The organism is Bradyrhizobium sp. B097 (assembly GCF_038957035.1).
Classification (GTDB): domain Bacteria; phylum Pseudomonadota; class Alphaproteobacteria; order Rhizobiales; family Xanthobacteraceae; genus Bradyrhizobium.
Genome location: NZ_CP152412.1, coordinates 736,687 through 755,526, shown reverse-complemented (window position 1 = coordinate 755,526; position 18,840 = coordinate 736,687). Strand labels below are relative to the sequence as shown.

At 65.2% G+C, this 18,840-nt stretch carries 16 protein-coding genes; 11 read left to right on the top strand and 5 right to left on the bottom strand.

What is annotated here, in order from left to right; all coding sequences use genetic code 11:
* The first annotated feature begins 354 nt into the window (after positions 1-354).
* Both AAFG07_RS03515 and AAFG07_RS03510 read left to right on the top strand, forming a co-directional pair.
* Entirely contained in the window at positions 355-2,322 is a 1,968-nt protein-coding gene (locus AAFG07_RS03515; protein ID WP_342726038.1) for a methyl-accepting chemotaxis protein, read from the top strand.
* 70 nt (positions 2,323-2,392) lie between these two features.
* On the top strand, positions 2,393-2,845 hold the full coding sequence (locus AAFG07_RS03510; RefSeq protein ID WP_342726037.1) for a DUF1801 domain-containing protein: 453 nt from the start codon (positions 2,393-2,395) through the stop codon (positions 2,843-2,845).
* A 174-nt stretch (positions 2,846-3,019) separates the two neighbouring features.
* On the opposite strand, the gene AAFG07_RS03505 is transcribed toward AAFG07_RS03510, so the two are convergent.
* Complete coding sequence (locus AAFG07_RS03505) at positions 3,020-3,922, bottom strand: LysR family transcriptional regulator (RefSeq protein ID WP_342726036.1); 903 nt, start codon at positions 3,920-3,922, stop codon at positions 3,020-3,022.
* 179 nt (positions 3,923-4,101) lie between these two features.
* On the opposite strand from AAFG07_RS03505, the gene AAFG07_RS03500 reads away from it, so the two are divergent.
* Entirely contained in the window at positions 4,102-4,509 is a 408-nt protein-coding gene (locus AAFG07_RS03500) for a GFA family protein (RefSeq protein WP_298368353.1), read from the top strand.
* Positions 4,510-4,753: 244 nt separating this feature from the next.
* On the opposite strand, the gene AAFG07_RS03495 is transcribed toward AAFG07_RS03500, so the two are convergent.
* The gene (locus AAFG07_RS03495) at positions 4,754-6,946 is read right to left on the bottom strand and encodes an EAL domain-containing protein (protein WP_342726035.1); all 2,193 of its coding nucleotides are present in this window, start codon (positions 6,944-6,946) and stop codon (positions 4,754-4,756) included.
* A gap of 341 nt (positions 6,947-7,287) precedes the next feature.
* Positions 7,288-7,725 (bottom strand): L,D-transpeptidase, encoded by a 438-nt coding sequence (locus tag AAFG07_RS03490; protein WP_342726034.1) that lies wholly within the window; start codon positions 7,723-7,725, stop codon positions 7,288-7,290.
* A gap of 195 nt (positions 7,726-7,920) precedes the next feature.
* Here AAFG07_RS03490 and mepA point away from each other — a divergent pair, with 195 nt between their 5' ends.
* The 6 genes from mepA (at position 7,921) to AAFG07_RS03460 (ending at position 13,383) form a co-directional block, all read left to right on the top strand.
* Entirely contained in the window at positions 7,921-8,868 is a 948-nt protein-coding gene (gene mepA, locus AAFG07_RS03485; protein ID WP_342726033.1) for a penicillin-insensitive murein endopeptidase, read from the top strand.
* A 148-nt stretch (positions 8,869-9,016) separates the two neighbouring features.
* Positions 9,017-9,526, top strand: coding sequence for a hypothetical protein (locus AAFG07_RS03480; RefSeq protein WP_342726032.1), 510 nt, complete (start codon positions 9,017-9,019; stop codon positions 9,524-9,526).
* 206 nt (positions 9,527-9,732) lie between these two features.
* The gene (gene modA, locus AAFG07_RS03475; RefSeq protein WP_342729042.1) at positions 9,733-10,518 is read left to right on the top strand and encodes a molybdate ABC transporter substrate-binding protein; all 786 of its coding nucleotides are present in this window, start codon (positions 9,733-9,735) and stop codon (positions 10,516-10,518) included.
* A gap of 163 nt (positions 10,519-10,681) precedes the next feature.
* Positions 10,682-11,377: a molybdate ABC transporter permease subunit gene (gene modB / locus AAFG07_RS03470; protein ID WP_342708339.1), complete on the top strand. Its 696-nt coding sequence runs from the start codon at positions 10,682-10,684 to the stop codon at positions 11,375-11,377.
* Positions 11,378-11,379: 2 nt separating this feature from the next.
* Positions 11,380-12,051: a molybdenum ABC transporter ATP-binding protein gene (gene modC / locus AAFG07_RS03465; RefSeq protein ID WP_342726031.1), complete on the top strand. Its 672-nt coding sequence runs from the start codon at positions 11,380-11,382 to the stop codon at positions 12,049-12,051.
* A 93-nt stretch (positions 12,052-12,144) separates the two neighbouring features.
* Positions 12,145-13,383, top strand: a complete 1,239-nt coding sequence (locus AAFG07_RS03460; RefSeq protein ID WP_342726030.1) for a hypothetical protein — start codon at positions 12,145-12,147, stop codon at positions 13,381-13,383.
* Between the two features lie 66 nt (positions 13,384-13,449).
* Here the strand turns inward: AAFG07_RS03460 and AAFG07_RS03455 are convergent, their stop codons facing one another.
* Positions 13,450-15,243 (bottom strand): potassium/proton antiporter, encoded by a 1,794-nt coding sequence (locus tag AAFG07_RS03455; protein ID WP_342726029.1) that lies wholly within the window; start codon positions 15,241-15,243, stop codon positions 13,450-13,452.
* 342 nt (positions 15,244-15,585) lie between these two features.
* Between AAFG07_RS03455 and AAFG07_RS03450 the strand changes: the two genes are divergently transcribed.
* Both AAFG07_RS03450 and map read left to right on the top strand, forming a co-directional pair.
* The gene (locus AAFG07_RS03450; RefSeq protein WP_342726028.1) at positions 15,586-16,902 is read left to right on the top strand and encodes a mechanosensitive ion channel domain-containing protein; all 1,317 of its coding nucleotides are present in this window, start codon (positions 15,586-15,588) and stop codon (positions 16,900-16,902) included.
* 170 nt (positions 16,903-17,072) lie between these two features.
* Positions 17,073-17,897 carry a type I methionyl aminopeptidase gene (gene map / locus AAFG07_RS03445; RefSeq protein ID WP_342726027.1) on the top strand — a complete coding sequence of 275 codons (825 nt, stop codon included), beginning with the start codon at positions 17,073-17,075 and terminating at the stop codon, positions 17,895-17,897.
* Between the two features lie 188 nt (positions 17,898-18,085).
* Here map and AAFG07_RS03440 read toward each other — a convergent pair whose 3' ends face one another.
* On the bottom strand, positions 18,086-18,805 hold the full coding sequence (locus AAFG07_RS03440) for a DNA-3-methyladenine glycosylase I (RefSeq protein ID WP_342726026.1): 720 nt from the start codon (positions 18,803-18,805) through the stop codon (positions 18,086-18,088).
* Positions 18,806-18,840 lie beyond the last annotated feature (35 nt).

The window sequence follows — 18,840 nt, the reverse complement described above, 5'->3', positions numbered from 1 at the left end:
GGTGGGCCACGGAACGGACATGGGGCAAATTCTCTTAGGCTGAGAGGCCGGACGTAGCTCACTGCGCGACGTCCGCTTCGGGGCATTCTCGACCGACGACGCTCAGCGTCGCTCGGGGTGCGTCGGCGTAAGAGCGAGCTTCACCGGTCTCGACCGCCCCGCAGGGCGGAGAGGCGAAGCGGGTCTGCGGTCCGACTGCTTCAACCCAATCTCATTGCGTTTTAGCCGGACAGTACGAAAGTCGCACCCGCCTGCAATGATCGCGGTACGAATACCGGCGGCAACAACACCCGGTTGTTAAGCTTTTTCTGAGACTTTGCGGCCGGCGCTAATGCCTGGAGTTCCACTGGCCCCATGTTCAAGCTTCGATCGATTGCCGCCCGCCTGATCCTGGCGATCTCACTGACCGTTGCAGTCGCCTGCGCCATCCTCGGCAGCTTCTGCATCAGCCAGCAGCGCACGCTGACGCGGCTCGCGCTCGATCAGCAGCTCAAGCTGCAATATGACAGCGTGATTGCAGCAATCGAATATGAGGGGCGCGCCGCGCTTGCGGTCTCGGCCGTGATCGCCGCCCTGCCGCCGGTCGAAGAGGCCATCGCCAAAGGCGACCGCGAGGGCCTCGGCAAGCTGCTCAGTGCGCCCTGGGCGTCGATGAAGGCGCAAGGCATCCCGCTGATCTCGTTCTGGCAGGCCCCGGCGACCAGCTTCTACCGGGTCCATGCGCCAAAACTGTTCGGCGACGACGCCTCGACGCGGCGCACGACGGTGGTGGAATCGATCAAGGCCGGCAAGCCGATCGTCGGCGTCGAGCCCGGCCGCGAGGCGCTTTCGATCTTCGGCATGACCCCGGTCATGCATGACGGCAAGACGCTGGCCAATGTCGACGTCGGCGCCGCGTTCGGCAAGGAATTCGTCGACCGCGCCAAGAAGCGCTTCGGCATCGAGCTCGCCGTGCATTCCTTCGACGGCAAGAGCTTCAAGCGGCTGTCCTCGACCTTCGGCGACACCGTGGTCGCCACCCAGGACGAGCTCAAGGGCGTGATGAACGGTGCAGCCCTGCTGCGCGACGCGAAGCTCGACGGCCATGCGGTGGAGCTCTATCTCGGGCAGATCAAAAACTATGCCGGCGAACCGGTCGCCGTGCTCGAGATCATCAAGGACACCAGCGACTATGAAGCCGCCGCGGCAAGCGCGCAGCGCAATCTGATCCTCGGCACCGTCGCGATCCTGGCCGCGGCCGTGTTGCTCGCGTTCCTGCTCGGCCGCGGCCTGTCGCGGCCGCTCACCGCGATCACCGCGGTCATGAACCGCCTGTCCAGCGGCGACACCAGCGTCACGATATCAGGCAGCGAGCGGCGCGACGAGCTCGGCACGATGGCGAAGGCGGTCGACGTGTTCCGCCGCGGCATGCTCGAAACCTCTTCGCTGCGCGATGCGCAGGAGGCCGACAAAGTGATGGCTGCGGCCGACAAGCAGGCGCTGCAGCGGCAGATGGCCGACCGCTTCGAATCCGACGTCAAGGGCATGGTCGCCGCCGTGGCGCAATCGTCGAGCGCCATGCAGCGCGTCGCCAACGAGATCACCACCAGCGTCAACGGCACTTCTGAGCGGACCGCGGCGGCCGCCGCCGCGTCCGAGGAGGCGTCGGCCAGCGTCAATGCGGTCGCAGCCGCCACCGAAGAGCTGGCCTCCTCGATCACCGAGATCGGCCGCCAGGTCACCCATTCCAGCCGCGTTGCCGACAATGCCGTGGCCAAGGCGATGGAGACCACCGAGATGGTGACGAGCCTCGCCGTCTCCGCGGAGAAGATCGGCGACGTGCTGCGCCTGATCAGCGCGATCGCGAGCCAAACCAACCTGCTGGCGCTCAACGCCACCATCGAGGCCGCGCGCGCCGGCGAGGCCGGCCGCGGCTTTGCCGTGGTCGCAGCCGAAGTGAAGGGGCTGGCGAGCCAGACCGCGAAGGCGACCGAGGAGATCGCCGGCCAGGTCGGCGCAATCCAGTCCGCCACCGGCAACTGCGTCAGCGCGATCGGCGACATCAGCGGCACCATCCGCGAGATCTCGGGCATCGCTACCGCCATCGCGGCCGCCGTCGAGCAGCAGGACTCGGCGACGCGCGAGATCGCCCGCAGCGTCCAGCAGGCGTCCTCCGGCACCGTCGAGGTCTCCGCCAATATCGCCGGCGCGAGCGAGGCCGCCGGCCAATCGCGCGCCCTCACCGGCAACGTGATGGATACATCGAGCCAGCTGGGCGATCACGCCTCCGCGCTGTCGCACAGCGTCGACACGTTCCTCGCCGGCCTGCGCAACGCAGCTTGAGCGGCGGGCTATGTGACGCTCAAGGCGCTATGGTAGATTGGCGCGATACGTCGTCCTCGCGGAGCCCTCCATGCGCAAGCCGGCAACATCGACCAGCAAGGCGACACGACCGTCTGCAAAATCGACCGACGCGCTGTTCGACGCTTACCCTGCCCCCGTCAAAGCCAAGCTGCTGGCGCTGCGGCGCCTGATCTTCGACACCGCGAAGACAACCAGGGGCGTCGGCGCGCTGGAAGAGACGCTGAAATGGGGGCAGCCGAGCTACCTCACGCCGGAAACCGGCAGCGGCAGCACGGTCCGGATCGATCAGGTGAAGCCCGCCGCCGACCAGGTCGCGGTCTACTTCCACTGCCAGACCAATCTGGTCGAGACCTTCCGCGAGCTCTATCCCGAGCTCAGCTACAGCGGCAACCGCGCGATCCTGCTCGATGTCGCGGGGAAGCTCCCCGAACCCGCGCTGCGCCACTGCGTAGCGCTGGCGCTGACCTATCATCAGAAGAAGCGGACAGACAGCAGGGCCTAGCTCCACGTCATTGCGAGGAGCGAAGCGACGAAGCAATCCATCTAGCTGCGCGTGAGGCTGGGGCGCGTATTCATAAATGCGGGATGTCCTCTTTCGAGGGGTAAGCGGACACGCGGTCTAGACCGCGGGGATGTCGCCTTGTGACCCGAAGCCGACATTGCTCCGGCCGAATTTTTAGGACTGCTGCGTTACAGCGGCGAGCGTTTGCCGAAGCCAGACGTGGCGCGCGTCGTCACTAACGCGTGGATGCCAACTAACCACGACTTCGATCGGTGGAATGTCCAGACCTGTCTCGAATTTCTTGACGTCAATCTGCCGTCCGCGCAGGACACGCTCGGGGACGAAGGCCACAAAATCATCGGCGGCGAGCAGTTCAAAAAGCATGTGAAAGGTCGGTACGGCGACTGCGACCCGACGCTTATGGCCACTCGCGGCCAGCACTTCGTCAGCGGGGCCCCGCAGGCTCCGTCCTGTAGGATGCACAAGCAAATGATCGAACTTGCATAGTTCTCGGAGTGAAAGTCGGCGCCCGTTGAATGGGTGACGCTTGCGCGCAACGCAGACAAAGCGGTCAAGGTAAAGCGGAATCGACGGCAGGTCCGGATCGGACACATCGCGCGAGCTGATGTAGAGATCAATCTCGCTACGCGCCATTCGCTCGGTCACTCCAAGCTCCTGTCGCGGAGCAACCAACACTTTGAGCTTTGGTGCGTGTCGCCGCAACGCGCCGATCAATGGCACTACGACCGCGTGCTGGATGTAATCGCTTGCCATCAGCTTTATCGTGCCTTCGGCTTTCATGGGCGAGAACGTGGTGGCGCTGACGAGCAAGTGTGCTCTCTCGAGCAGCTCCTTGATGGGGCCGGCAATGGCTTCGGCACGCGGGGTCGCCACAATCCCGTGTGAAGAGCGCACAAAGAGCTGATCCGAAAACATTTGTCGCAATCGGAGGAGCATGCCGGATACGGTTGGCTGCGTGAGCGAAAGCCGCTCCGCGGCGCGCGTGACGCTTCGCTCATCGTACAGCGCGTCAAAAGCGGAAAGCAGGTTCAGGTCGATGCTTCTGATATTGGTCAAGGTGATATCACTTATTTCCAAATGCGATTTGTATTATAATAGCCTCACACCGATACTCAATGGCGGCTGGCACGGGCCTCCTATTCGTCGGATTTTGGGTACGCTCCATACCGGATACGACTAACCGGGATTGACCGGCGCAACGTCGGTCAGATGCACGTCAACAAGGAGGCAGCGACATGCTAAGTGGAAGCTGTGCGTGCGGTGCAGTGGCCTTTGAGGCGGATGCATCCCCTGCGCCCATCGCCTTTTGCAATTGCCGCACATGTCGCAAAGTGAGCGGCACTGCCTTCGGCGCAAACATGTCCGTGCCGCGCAATTCTTTCCGCTGGCTGCGGGGAGAGGACCGCCTCATTAGTTATGAATCGTCGCCTGGCAAAGTCCGGAGGTTCTGCGGGACTTGCGGCTCAGCAATGACGGCCGAGCGCCTCGGCAACCCGGACGCAGCGGTGCGCATCCGCCTCGGCACGCTGAACACACCGATCTGCAATCCCACCTTTGTCGGCCACATTTGGCGCTCGGAAGCGGCTGACTGGTTTAACCCGAAGCAGATAGTAGCGGAGTGGCCAGAGGCGGCTACAGCGTGACGGGCTGCGAATACGGCATATGGTTGGTCGGCTTGGCTAATGTCAGCTTGTGGCCGCTTGCGGACATTCACTTAGGCATCGTCGATGTCTGTTTTTGAGGGCAACCAGGACCTCGCTATTCCCGCGCACGCGCGTACCGGCTTCATGGGTACACGCCCCGGATGGATTGCTTCGCGGAGCCTGTCATCCGGCGGCGCTTCGCGCCGACCGGATGGCTCGCAATAACGCGGTGAAGGCGGCTTTGCTACGCCGCCGTGGCGACGCGCTGCGCCTTCAGCAGGCTGACGACCTCGGTGTTCGGCCGCGCGCGGCTGAACAGAAAGCCCTGGCCCTCGTGGCAGCCCTCGGCGCGCAGGCAGCTCAGCTCCGCCTCGGTCTCGACGCCCTCGGCGGTGATGGTGACGCCGAGCCCGACGCCGAGGCTGACGATCGAACGCACGATCGCCTGCGCGTCCGGGTTCGCGCCGAGGTCGCGCACGAACGACTGGTCGATCTTGATCTTGTCGAACGGAAAGCTGCGCAGATAGCTCAGGCTCGAATAGCCGGTACCGAAATCGTCCATCGACATCCGCACCCCGAGCGCACGCAGCGCATGCAGCGTCGCCAGCACCTGGCTGCTCTTCTCGAGCAGCAGCGTCTCGGTGATTTCGAGCTCGAGCCGTCGCGCCGGCAGGCCGGATTGCCGCAGCGCGTCGGTGATCAGCGCCAGCAGATTGCCGGTGCGGAATTGCAGCGGCGACAGATTGACCGCGACGCGGACGTCGTCGGGCCATTGCGCCGCGTCCCTGCAGGCGCGATGCAGCATTAGCGCGCCCAGCGGATTGATCAGGCCGGTCTCCTCGGCCACCGGGATGAACTCGCCGGGTGAGATCATGCCGCGCTCCGGATGCGGCCAGCGCACCAAGGCCTCGAAGCCGGTGATCCGTCCGCTGGTGAGATCGACCAGCGGCTGGTAGTACGGCCGCAGGCCTTCATTCTGGATCGCATCGCGCAGATCGATCTCGATCTTGCGGCGGCTCTGCGCACGCGCATCCATCTCGGCCTCGAAGAACGAGAAGGTGCCGCGGAATTCGCTCTTGGCGCGCGATAGCGCCATGTCGGCGCTCTTTAGCAGCTTCTCGGAATCCTCGCCGTCGCCGGGCGACATCGCGATCCCGATGCTGGCGCCGACTACCACCGAATGGCCATCGAGCAGATAGGGCTCGCCGATCGCATCCAGGATCCGCCGCGCCAGCAGCACCGCGTCCTCGGGCCGCATCACGCCGCCCTGCACGATGGTGAATTCATCGGAGTTGAGCCGGGCCAGCGCGTCTTCCTCGCGCAGCGTCGAGCGCAGGCGCTTGGCGACCCCGCGCAACAGCTTGTCGCCGATGCCGTGGCCGAGCGTGTCGTTGACCGCCTTGAAATTGTCGAGCCCGAGCATCAGCACCGCGACCTTGTCGGTGGAGCGGCGGGTGTGCTGCAGCATGTCTTCCATCTGCTGGCGCAGCAGATTGCGGTTCGGCAGGCCGGTCAGGCTGTCGTGCTGGGCCATGAAGGCCAGCCGCGCCTCGGCGCGCTTGCGCTCAGTGATGTCCATCAGCGCGAGCAGCATCGCCGGCTGGTCGCCATGCATCAATTGCCGCGAATAGATCGCAAGGTCGATCAGCGTGCCGTCCGCGCGCACATGCTTCCAGGTCCGCGCCGCCTGCTCGTCGCTGCTGCGGCCTGCGGCCCAGGGCAGCTCGGCATCGAACGCCTGCAGGCTCTTGATCGTCATCTTCTCGAATTCGGCGCGAACATAGCCATAGTGCGCGATCGCGGCGTCATTGACCGCCAGAATCTTCTCTCCGTCGAGCGCGCACAGGATCATCGGCACCGGATTGCCGTCGAACAGCAGGCGGAACGAGGCCTCGCGCTGTTTCAGTTCGGTGATGTCGACGCGCAAGCCGACGATGCCGCCGTCCGCGGTCAACCGCTCCTCGATCAGGACCACGCGGCCATCGGCCAGCACCTGCTCGTGCCGCTCGCCCGGCCGGTACATCCTGTCGAGCCGTTCGGCGATCCACTCTTCCTCGCGCCCGGCGGCCTCGGGATAGTCGCCGCGCGCGACGCCGACGCGGATGGTGTCTTCCAGGCGCGCACCTTGCTCGAACAGGTCGGAACTGCGCTTGTAGATTTCCGAGTATTTCTTGTTCCAGAGGGTGTAGCGGCCTTCGGGGTCCAGGAACACGATGCCTTGCGGCAGGATGTCGATCGCCTCACGCAGCCGCGCATTGGACTTGCGGGCCTCGGCGATCGCGGCATCGGCCTGCGCGCGCTGGCGCACCAGTTCGCCGATCTCGACGGCGGTGCGGCGCGAACTGCCGGACAACTTCGGCATCGGTCTGGGCCGGCGGCCCTGAGGACCGGACAGTTTGGCCTGCTTCGGTTTCTTGATCTTTTTCGGCCGCATCATCGGCACGCCCCACGCGCATTCCAGTTCGGCGACATTTCTGCGATAAGTGTCTGAAAAATTGGTATCTCTCGGCGAATAGCTGCGCTGCCTGAGAAAGCCGGACCTGCCTGCTTTGCGGGCGAGCTCGCGCCGGATGCGAGTAGCTGGTGCTGCGCAAGCGTCACTGCGCGCAGATTTGCAGCGTGGAAGCGCCGGAGCGTGGTGAAGGAAGGGTAAACCAGCGTCCGCCTGCACAGTGAATGCGCCGAAAACGCTGCACGCGCATCAATGTTTGCCAGCGTGTGACAGGGTTATCACGAGGTAAAGGCGCGACCGGATTCACACCGTCCTGTGGAGCTGGTTTAGTTGGTGATCTCGATCCGCGTGCCGCCGCGGCCATTGCGCTCGACCAGCCCATAGAGCTGTGCGGCGTGCGAGGGATGCAGGCGCACGCAACCATGCGAGGCCGGTCCACCGAGACGCGTGAGTTCGTAGGTGCCGTGGATGGCGAAGCCGCCGTGGAAGAAGATCGCGTAGGGCATCGGCGAGTTGTAGTATTTCCGCGAGTACCAGCGGCGCGCCAGCATCTGCGGACGGAACACGCCGTTCGGCGTGCCGTAGCCGCGCCGCCCGGTCGACACCGGCCAATTGTAGCGCGTCGCGCCGTCGACGCTGACCGCCATGCGCTGCGACGATTTATCGATGTGAACGACGATGTCGGCTTTCGCCGGAGAGAGCGCCAATGTCGACGCGGCAATCGCGGCGACAAACGCCAGCCGTACGCAACATACGCTTGTCATAACAACGCCTGCCTGAAAATTATTGCGCGCATGATGTCGCCTGCAACGCGTACTTGTAAAGTGTCGTGGATCACATGCGAGCCGGGAAGCCGCGGGTCATCTTAATCCGCCTTGTGGGCGATCAAGCAAATGGGATGAAAGCGCGGTTGGCCTGCTTCGAATCCATGTTAGCCTTGCGCAGACAGAGTGATCCGAATGACACCCCGCCTGCGTCTGATCCCGCTCCTGATCTCGACCCTCCTTGCCTGCAGCATCTCCGCGCGTGCGCAGGACAAGGGCTCGCTCAATCCGCAGCCATTGCCGCCGCTCGCTAACCCCAGCGATCCAACAATCGGGGCGAAGCAGCTGTTCGCGCGCAAGGTGCTGCCGGCAGCGATGCCGACCCAATCGATCGGCGGCTACACCAAGGGCTGTCTCGCCGGCGCCGCGCAGATGCCGCTGAACGGCGACACCTGGCAGGTGATGCGCCTGTCGCGCAACCGCTATTGGGGTCACCCCAACATGATCGCGCTCCTGAAGCGGCTTGCAGCCAACGCGCACAAGGACGCCGGCTGGCCCGGCATCCTGGTCGGTGACATCGGCCAGCCGCGCGGCGGTCCCGCGCTGTCAGGTCATGCCAGCCACCAGATCGGGCTCGACGCCGATATCTGGCTGACGCCGATGCCCGATCGCAAATTGTCGCGCGAGGACCGCGAGGAGATGTCGGCGGTGATGATGGTGCGCGACGACCGGCTCGATATCGATCCGCGCGTGTTCACGCCGGCTCATGTGCTGGTCCTCCGCGACGCGGCGCGCGAGCCTGCGGTGCAGCGCATCTTCGTCAATCCCGCGATCAAGAAGGCGCTATGCCGCGAGGCCAAGGGCAACCGCGGCTGGCTGTCGAAGATCCGGCCGTGGTGGGGCCACGACTACCACTTCCACATCCGCATGCGGTGTCCGTCCGGCAGCCCGGCATGCGAGGGGCAGAAGGCGCAATCGGAGGGCGAAGGCTGCAAGCCGTCCGATCTCGCCTTCTGGTTCAAGGATTCGGTGCTGCATCCGAAGCCTCCGCCGAAACCGCCGAAACCGCGTCCGCCTATGACGCTGGCGCAGATGCCGGCGGCCTGCAAGACGGTGCTGAACGCAGCCGACGCCAAGCAGTAATATTCAAAGCAATAACATCTTTGTCAGGCGGCTTTTCCGGCCGGCTCGAACTGCGTTATGTTCGCGTGTCGTCGCGCCGTAAGCGTGTTCGAGCGATGGATCGGGGCCGCTGATCTCTTTCATCCGTCACAATTGCATTGGACCAGTCATGCGCAAATCGCTCCTCGCCGCATCGCTCCTGCTTGCCTCAGTTCCCGCCTTCGCGGCGGAAGAGCCGAGCGGCTGCGACAAGTTCAAATGGTCGATCGACCGCGCACGCGCCGCGCTCACCGCGCCTGATCGCGCCAAGCTCGCCTCGGGCAGCGAACAGGCCGCACTGCCGCCGACCGTCATCACACTTGCATTGGTCGCACCGGCCGATGCCAAACTGCCGAGCCCGCCGGAGCGCGCACCGAAGGACGGCACCTTCGCCGGCTTCACCAGCTTCAAGGCCGCACCGAAGGCCGGGCTCTATACCGTCAGCCTGTCGGCCGGGGCCTGGGTCGACCTGGTGCAGGACGGGCATTTCCTGAAGCCGAAGGCCTTCAGCGGCGCGACCGATTGCGACGGTATCCGCAAGACCATGAAATATGACCTCACTGCCAGCCCCTTCGTGCTGCAGGTCAGCGGCTCAAAAGAGAACTCGCTGTCGATTGCGATCCAGCCGTCGGACGAATAGCACGACCGGTTAGACAAACGGTCGCCTTTACCGTAAGTCCCAGCCTGCTATGTTTGCACTGCGATATCCCCGAGGACCGTAAGTCCTTCGGGGACCAGCGGAACAGCGCTTCCGTCCGTCGCGCCCAGAACCCACCCAACGCCTGGTTTGCGCGCGCCTGTCCGTGCGCGAGCTCGCACGGAGCGCTTTCCATGTCACGACTTTCGATTTCAAGGCTTGCCGGACTTTTCACTGCCTTCGTCATCCTGCTCGGCGCGATCCATTCGCCCGCGAGCGCCGAAGACAAGACGCTCACCGTCTTTGCCGCCGCCTCGATGAAGAACGCACTCGATGAGATCGATGCGGCCTATACCGCCAAGACCGGCGTCAAGATCAGCGCCAGCTACGCCGCGAGCTCGGCATTGGCAAAGCAGATCGAACAGGGCGCGCCGGCCGACGTGTTCGTCTCCGCCGACATCGACTGGATGGACTATGCGATCAAGCAGAAGAACATCAATGAGCCGACCCGGGTGAACCTGCTCGGCAATTCGATCGTGCTGATCGCGCCGAAGGATTCCATGATCGGCAATGTCAGCATCGGACCCGGCTTCGATCTCGCCAAGCTCGCCGGCGACGGCAAGATCGCCACCGGCGACGTCAAGGCGGTGCCGGTCGGCAAATACGCCAAGGCCGCGCTCGAGAAGCTCGGCGCCTGGCAGGCGGCGGAGCCGAAATTCGCGATGGCCGAGAGCGTGCGCGCGGCATTGACGCTGGTGGCGCGCGGCGAAGCCGTGCTCGGCATCGTCTATTCGACCGACGCCAAGGTCGAGCCCGGCGTCAAGATCATCGGCACGTTCCCGGCCGACACCCATCCCGCGATCATCTATCCGGTCGCGGCGACCACGACCGCCAAGCCCGAGACCGCTGACTATCTTGCCTTCCTGCGCTCGTCCGCGGCGAAGACGATCCTCGAGAGGTACGGCTTCAAGTTCCTGATCAGCCCGACGACCTGAGCCCAGCGCCGCCGATTTGACGTTCCTTCAGTGATTGCCGCGCGCACCGTGAGGAACGTCAAATCGACCAGTGGCACTGGCCTATTGACTCTTACTGGTGTCTGTCCCCGAAGTTCGCAACTGAGGAGCCGCACTTGCATACGAACTTCGGGAATATGCGCTAGTGTTTGAGATTTCGCCGACCGAATGGACGGCGATCCTGCTGTCGCTGCGGGTCGCCGTCATCGCAACGCTGGTGGCGACCCCGTTCGGTATCGCGCTCGCCTGGCTGCTGGCGCGGCGCGATTTCTGGGGCAAGTCGCTGCTTGATGCGGCCGTGCATCTGCCGCTGGTGCTGCCGCCCGTCGTCACCGGCTATCTGCTGCTGCTGACCTTCGGCAAACGCGGACTGGTCGGCGGCTGGCTGGCCGATCATCTCGGCATCGTGTTCGCGTTCCGCTGGACCGGTGCTGCGCTCGCCTGCGGCGTGATGTCGTTTCCGCTTCTGGTGCGCCCGATCCGGCTCTCGATCGAGGCGGTCGACCGCCGCCTCGAGCAGGCCGCCGAGACGCTCGGCGCCGCGCCCTGGCGGGTGTTCGCAACGGTGACGCTGCCGCTCGCGCTGCCGGGCGTGCTGGCCGGCATGGTGCTCGGCTTTGCCAAGGCGATCGGCGAGTTCGGCGCGACCATCACCTTCGTCTCCAACATCCCCGGCGAGACCCAGACCATTTCATCGGCGATCTATTCGCTGATCCAGACGCCTGACGGCGACACTGCCGCGGCGCGGCTCGTGATCATCTCGATCGTGCTTGCGGTTGGCGCGCTGGTCGCAGCCGAAGTGTTCGCGCGCCGCGCCACCGCACGCCTGCACGGACAATAGCGATGCTGCGCGTCGACATCACCAAGCAGCTCGGAGAGTTCTCGCTGGCGGCATCGTTCACCAGCGAGGGCCGCGTCACCGGCCTGTTCGGCGCGTCCGGCTCCGGCAAGACGTCGCTGATCAATACGATCGCCGGACTGATTCGTCCTGATCGCGGCACCATCGTGATCGACGGCGAGACGGTCGACGATACGTCGGCCGGCATTCATGTCCCGACCTACCGGCGGCGCATTGGCTACGTCTTCCAGGACGCCCGGCTGTTTCCGCATCTCGATATCAGGCAGAACCTCGATTACGGCCGCCGCATGAACGGCCTCACCGAGGATCCTGCGCAACACAAACGCGTCGTCGATCTGCTCGACATCGGCGCCCTGCTCGACCGGCGCCCCGGAAAACTCTCCGGCGGCGAGCGGCAGCGCGTCGCGCTCGGCCGGGCCCTCTTGTCCAAGCCGCGGCTGTTGCTGCTGGATGAGCCGCTGGGCGCGCTCGACGAGAGCCGCAAGCTCGAGATCCTGCCCTATCTGGTGCGGCTGCGCGACGAGGCCGGTGTCCCGATGGTCTATGTCAGCCACGACGCGGCCGAGCTTCGCCAGCTCGCCACCCAGATCGTGATGCTGCGCCGCGGCCAGGTCACCGCGTTCGGCGGTGTTAAGGTGTTGACGGGCGGCGCGTAGCTGGCCGTTTTTCCGAAAGTCGGCATAAGATAGCCCATCTTGTCTGCTAGGTCCGGATCGGGACATCCGATCGGGCATGGGGAAAGGTGCACTTTGCGACTGACTGGCTGGGTATTGCTGCTGATCGGCGGGCTGCTGTGCGCCACGATTTCGTGGGCCGCGCTCGGCTTCCTGCTGATGGGCATCGGCTTGATCTCGCTGCAGGTCGCCGAGCGCCGCCGACGCCTCGGTGATGATGCCGGGCCGGCCGGGGCTGGGGGATTTACCCCACCGCGCCTCAGTGCCGGGCTACAGCCGCCGACCCTCGACCCGGTCACCGGCCAAGACACTGGCCAAGAAATCGGCCAGGAAACCGGCCAGGACACCGGACCGCAACGCCAGCCGCGCCGGGTGGCCTGGCCCGACAAGAAGGCGGACGCGCCCTACGACCGGCAGACCTGGCGCCGGCTGGTCGAGAGCGATCCCGATCTCGCCCAGCTTGCCAAGGTGCTGGCCGATTACGGCCCGCAATATGTCGACGAGCTTGCGGCGAGCTATCTCGCCGCCCCCGACAAAAGCCGGCTCGGGGCAATCGTCGACGGCATCATCGCGCGCGCCCGGGACGGCCAGCCGGCCCCGCCGCCCGCACCCGTCGAAGCATCGCGGCCACCGCCGCTGCCGCCGCCCCGGCCGGAGCCAAAGCAGGTGGCCGCCCCGGCCGCCAAGCCGGCGACTGCGCCGAGCAACCCCGCCGATGCGCTGGAAGCGTCCCTGCTCACCACGGTCGAGGAGGCTTCCGCCAGGGTCGCCGCCGAACGCGCGGGTCTCTTCAAGCCTGGCAAGGAGCTTAATAAGGAGCCTGGCAAGGCCACCGACAGCCGGCCGTCGACAGCGGGCCAGCGAGAACCGCTGTTCGGTCGCGCACCCCGGGACGCGAGGCCTGCCGAGCCGCCGCCAATGCCGGCGGCACCGCCACCGGTCCCGACCGAGACGCCCGCCGACCTCGAAGCATCGTTGATCGCCGCGGTCAGCGAGGCCGCCGCCAGACGGGCGGACACATTCAAGCCGGTGGCAGAGCCAACGCCGCCGCAGCGCGAGCCCGAGATCCGCGCCGGCGCCCAGCCCGTCGCGCCTCCGCCCGCCAATACGCCACCTGCGACGACACCGCCTGCAAAGACACCGGCCGATCATCTCGACGAGACGCTGCTCGCAGCGCTGGCCGAGATCTCCGGCCAGAAGTTCAAGGACGAGCCGAAGCCGGACGCTGCGTCCAAGGGACCGCCGGCGGACGACGGCCTGTCCGACATGATCAAGAAGTTCGCCCCGGATTCGAGCTTCCTGCGCAAGCAGTGACGGCGCCGGTCTTATTCTGACGCGTTTTCTTCACGCGAACCGGCATCCACTTCGCTCGAAGACGCTTTAGACGCCGGCGACCGACGCCCAGATATCGGCAAGCTTGCGCCGGACAGTCTGCATCCGCGTCTGCGGCGCGACCTTCTCGTCTTCCTCCGGCAGGCGCAGGCCGACGACATTGACGCGGCCGCCGCTGATGCTGCGCGCCACCAGCACGATCTCGTCGAGCGCAAGCTCGGCGCCTTCCTTCGGCGCGCGGTCGAGATTGACGTCGAAATAATCCGCCAGCGTCAGCTTGGCCTGGTGCTCGTCGACCTTGACGCCGTAGATCTCGGCGAGCTCACTGAGCGTATGCTCGCCGGACACCATGAAGTCGCCGAGCAGATGCGGATCGGGCGCTGACGACGGCGCCATGTCGACGAAGAAGCGATCGAGCGCCTCGGCGCGCTCCGGCGGCGCCAGCAAATAGATGTAGTCACCGGGCGCGACCGGATCGGCCTCGACAGGCGTCAGGATCCGCTCGTCGCGGATCACCAACGTCGGCTTCGACCAGGACGGGATCAGCCCGCGGCGGAAATACAGGCTCTTTGGCCGCACCGGATAACCGACCAGCTGCTGCTCGAGCTGGCCGGGCAGGTCCAGTTCGACGCGGCGCGGGCCGCGTTCGGCGCGCGGCAGCGCGACGTGCAGCCGCCGCGCCGCCGGCGCCAGCGTCCAGCCCTGCAGCAGCAGCGAGATGATGACGACGACGAAGGCGACGTCGAAATAGAGATACGCCTTCGACAGGCCGACCAGCATCGGGATCGAGGCCAGGAAGATCGCGACCGCGCCGCGCAAGCCGGTCCAGGCGATGAAGACCTTCTCCCGCCAGTTGAACTTGAACGGCGCAAGGCAGATCAGCACCGCCAGCGGCCGCGCCACCAGCATCAGCGCGAACGCCACCAGCACCGCGCCGCCGGCGCTGGAGAGCAGACGATGCGGCGACACCAGGAGGCCGAGCAGCACGAACATCACGATCTGCGCCAGCCAGGTCGCGGCGTCGAGGAAGGTCACCACTGAATTGTGCGCGCGGGTCGGCCGGTTGCCGATGATGATACCGGCGAGATAGACCGCGAGGAATCCCGAGGCATGCACGATCTGCGAGCCGCCGAAGATCACCAGCGCCGCGGTCGTGACGAACGGCGCATGCAGGCCCTGCGGCAGCGCGACGCGATTCAGCGCGATCACCACCAGCCTGCCGCCGATCACGCCGATGATGGCGCCGAGCACGGCTTCCTGGATGAACTCCATCGCGATGTGCGCGGCCGAGCTCTGGCCGATCGAGATGAACTCGACCAGCATCAGAGTGAGGAAGATCGCGAACGGGTCGTTGGTGCCGGATTCCGCCTCCAGCGTCGCGCCGACGCGCGGGCGCAGGCGCAGGCCCTGGGTGTGCACCAGCAGGAACACCGCCGCAGCGTCGGTCGAGGCCACGACGGCACCGACCAGCAATGACTCGGTCCAGTTGAGGTCGAGCACATAGCGGGCGACCGGCGCCGTGATCAGCGCGGTCAGCAGCACGCCGGCGGTCGCCAGCATCATCGAGGGCGCCAGCACCGTGCGGATACTGGCAAACCGCGTCTTCAATCCGCCGTCGAACAGGATCAGCGCCAGCGCCACCGAGCCGACCAGATAGGTGGTGCGGACGTCGTCGAACTGCAGCCGGCCCGGGCCGGAATCGCCCGCCAGCATGCCGACCAGCAAGAACACCAGCAGCAAGGGGGCGCCGAACCGCAGCGCAAGCAGGCTGGACAGGATGCCGGCCATCACCAGCACCGCACCGAGCAGGATCGCTATACTGACGGAGTCGAGGGATGCCATGCGCCTTTGGAGGTCTCAAGGACTTGGGAGGTCTCAAATACTTGCAATTGCATCCTTATCGTCGCCACACTGGGACGCCAACCGATTTCTGTCCTAAGCGGCAATGTGCCCGGTCCCCTGAGCCCCAAGAGCCTTTTCCGTTCCGATAAAATCGGAACGGGGCTCTCGATTCTTGTTTTGACGCGTTTTCTTCACGCGAACCGGTGACCACTTCGCTCGAAAACGCTCTAACTCGCCCCGACACTGTGGTGTATCGATGGTCGCGCGCGCGCCTTTGTGGGAATCTCCCTGCATCTTCGAATCACATTTGCCTGACCCGCGCTTCAAGTTGAGACTTTGCCGATGGACATGAGCTGGAAGGACGTCCTGGAATCGATCCAAATAGCAGCGCGCTCGGTCGGCGCCGAGATCGCCTCGCCCTGGTTCTATCTGCAGTTCGGCATCATCCTCGCCGCCGCGGGCCTCGCCTACGCCGCCGATACCGCCATTCATGCGCGGGTCAACCTGTCGTCGCTGGCGAGCCGCTGGCCGCTGCCGCTCCGGCACTTTGCCCGCGTAATGGTATCGAGCGCCTCCACCGCCGTGTTCGCGATCCTGATGGTGATCTCGCGCATCGTGATGTGGCACGCGACCTGGCCGAGCCGCAGCTATCTGATCGCGGTCTCCGCCAAGCTGGCGCTGGCCTGGCTCGTGATCCGCCTCGTGACCTCGGTGATCGACAACGCCTTCATCGTCAAACTGGTCTCGGTCGCGGCCTGGCTGGTCGCCGCCCTCAGCATCATCGGCCAGCTCGACTGGGCGGCCGATACACTGGATTCGTTCGCGGTGGTCGTAGGCGGTCTGCGGCTGAGCCCGCTGCTGCTGATCAAGGCCGGCGCGGTGCTGATCCTGGCGCTGTGGCTGAGCAATATCGCCAGCAATTTCATCGACGGCCAGATCACCCGCTCGACCGACCTGACCCCGTCGATCCAGGTGCTGCTGGTCAAGATCATTCGCATCGGCCTGATGGTGGTCGCGGTCGCCATTGCCTTGAGCGCCGTCGGGATCAACCTGTCGGCGCTGGCGGTGCTGTCCGGCGCCGTCGGTGTCGGCATCGGTTTCGGCCTGCAGAAGATCGTCGCCAACTTCATCTCGGGCATCATCCTGCTGGTCGACAAGTCGGTGAAGCCGGGCGACCTCGTCACCATCGGCGACAGCCAGGGCCGCATCAGCGCGATGAAGACCCGTTACATCTCGGTCGCCGCCGGTGACGGCCGCGAATTCCTGATCCCGAACGAGGACCTGGTGACGCAGAAGGTCACCAACTGGACCTACACCGACAAGAATACGCTGGTGAAGATCGCCTTCGCCGCCAATTACGACGCCGATCCGAGGCTGGTCTGCAAGCTCGCGATCAATACCGCCACGGCCCACGCCCGTGCGCTCAAGGGCAAGCCGCCGAACTGCATCCTGACCGAATTCGCCGAGCTCGGCATGAAGTTCTCACTGACCTTCTGGATCGCCGATCCCGACGGCATGGACGGTGTGAAGAGCGACGTCATGCTGGCGCTATGGGATGCCTTCAAGCAGGACGGCATCAAGGTGCCCTACCCGGTGCGGGAACTCCGGATCCGCGGCGGCGCGCTGCCGGTCGAGAGCGTGGTCGAGGTCTCCAGCTAGCGCCTCCGTGCGGCTTTTTCGGGCAAGCGGCCGCCGCTGTTCCGGATTTGGCCCGGAAAATCAAGTCGTTTGAGCATTGTCCCCATGCCCAAGCTTGGCTTGCGCCGGGCGCGCCGATCATTAAATTAGGCCCTGAAATCAGCCCCTTGCCCGCAGAAAACATTCCGCCCATGAGCTATATCGACGCCACCGACACCTCGCTTCGCAAGACCGGCCAGATCAAGCTGCACGGACCGAGCGGCTTTGCCGGCATGCGCAAGGCCGGCGCCCTGGTGTCGAAATGCCTCGATGCGCTCACCGACATCGTCAAGCCAGGCGTCCCGACCTCGGTCATCGACGACTTCGTGCGCAAGTTCGCCTTCGACCACGGCGCCTATCCGGCGACGCTGATGTATCGCGGCTATCGCTACTCGACCTGCACCTCGATCAATCACGTGGTCTGCCACGGCATGCCGGGCGACCGCCCGCTGAAGGAAGGCGACATCGTCAATGTCGACGTCACCTTCATCGTCGACGGCTGGTACGGCGATTCCAGCCGCATGTATGCGATCGGCGCCATCGCGCGGAAGGCCGAGCGGCTGATCGAGGTGACCTATGAGGCGATGATGCGCGGCATTGCCGCGGTCAAGCCGGGCGCCACCACCGGCGATATCGGCCACGCCATCCAGAGCTTCGTCGAACCGCAGGGCATGAGTGTGGTGCGCGACTTCTGCGGCCACGGCCTCGGCCGCCTGTTCCACGACGAGCCGAACATCATCCATATCGGCCGACCCGGCGAAGGCGCGCCGCTGAAGCCCGGCATGTTCTTCACCATCGAGCCGATGATCAATCTCGGCAAGCCGCATGTGAAGATCCTGTCCGACGGCTGGACCGCGGTGACCCGCGACCGCTCGCTGTCGGCACAGTTCGAGCACTCGGTCGGCGTCACCGCCGACGGCGTCGAGATCTTCACGCTGTCCGAGCGCCACGGCGAGAAGCCGTGGGTAACGGTCTGATACTTATTTGACCTCTCCCGCTTGCGGGGGAGGTCGGATCGCATCGGCAGATGCGATCCGGGTGGGGGCTCTCTCCCCACAGAGAATCTCGCTCGTGGCAACACCCCCACCCCGGCCCTCCCCCGCAAGCGAGAGAGGGAGCGCAGTTCCGATGCCGTTGCTACTCCGTCTGACTTCATCACGCTCTATCAGTAGTCGCTCCGCGTGCGTTCGACGATCTCCTCGGGCGTATGGTTCTCGCCGATCGACATCGCGCAGATCCGCGACAGATGCAGATAGGACAGTCCAGTCTCCTCCGCCCAGGCGTTGAACTGCGCCTGCACCTTGGCAAGGTCGCGCTTCGACTTGACCTCCTCGGCAATGTCGAGCCCGGCGTCGCGCAGGCAGGCGACGACGTCGCGCGAGGTGACGAAACCGTCCCAACCGAGGAAGCGCAGCAGCATCTGTCCGGTGTTGCCGCCGAGCCGGCTGCCGCGCTTGGTCAGCAGATCGAGCAGCCCGATCTCGTCCGATGACGGCCAGGCGCTCAGGAATTTGCCGAAGCTGCCATGCTCGCGCGCGATCTCCTGCACAAAGCGGCCATTGTCGCGCACCGACATGATCTTGGCGCCGTTGCGCACGATCCTGGTGTCGCTGACGAGCTTCTCCCAGAATTCATCGGGCTTGAAGGCGAGCTTGGCTGGCTCGAAGCCGAGGAAAGCCGCTTCGAAGCCCTCCCATTTCGCGTCGATCACGCTCCAGGCAAAGCCCGCGCAGAACACGCGTCTGGTCATCTCGGCCAGCACGCGGTCGTCGCCGAGCTTTGCCAGCGCCTTGGCGCCCGCCGGCGGCCGCAGCAGTTTCTCGAGCGCCTTCGGCCCGCCCTTGCGCTTCTCGGCGCGCGAGCGGATCACCTTGAACGATGTCACGCCGCCCTCCCCCTTTTCGATCCTGAACGTTGCAG

Coding starts and splice junctions, on each gene's coding strand:
- mepA (WP_342726033.1), top strand. CDS start 7,921: ATGACACCCCGCCTGCGTCTGATCCCGCTCCTGATCTCGACCCTCCTT.
- map (WP_342726027.1), top strand. CDS start 17,073: ATGAGCTATATCGACGCCACCGACACCTCGCTTCGCAAGACCGGCCAG.
- AAFG07_RS03480 (WP_342726032.1), top strand. CDS start 9,017: ATGCGCAAATCGCTCCTCGCCGCATCGCTCCTGCTTGCCTCAGTTCCC.
- AAFG07_RS03455 (WP_342726029.1), bottom strand. CDS start 15,243: ATGGCATCCCTCGACTCCGTCAGTATAGCGATCCTGCTCGGTGCGGTG.
- AAFG07_RS03510 (WP_342726037.1), top strand. CDS start 2,393: ATGCGCAAGCCGGCAACATCGACCAGCAAGGCGACACGACCGTCTGCA.
- modC (WP_342726031.1), top strand. CDS start 11,380: ATGCTGCGCGTCGACATCACCAAGCAGCTCGGAGAGTTCTCGCTGGCG.
- AAFG07_RS03450 (WP_342726028.1), top strand. CDS start 15,586: ATGGACATGAGCTGGAAGGACGTCCTGGAATCGATCCAAATAGCAGCG.
- AAFG07_RS03515 (WP_342726038.1), top strand. CDS start 355: ATGTTCAAGCTTCGATCGATTGCCGCCCGCCTGATCCTGGCGATCTCA.
- AAFG07_RS03500 (WP_298368353.1), top strand. CDS start 4,102: ATGCTAAGTGGAAGCTGTGCGTGCGGTGCAGTGGCCTTTGAGGCGGAT.
- AAFG07_RS03490 (WP_342726034.1), bottom strand. CDS start 7,725: ATGACAAGCGTATGTTGCGTACGGCTGGCGTTTGTCGCCGCGATTGCC.
- AAFG07_RS03495 (WP_342726035.1), bottom strand. CDS start 6,946: ATGATGCGGCCGAAAAAGATCAAGAAACCGAAGCAGGCCAAACTGTCC.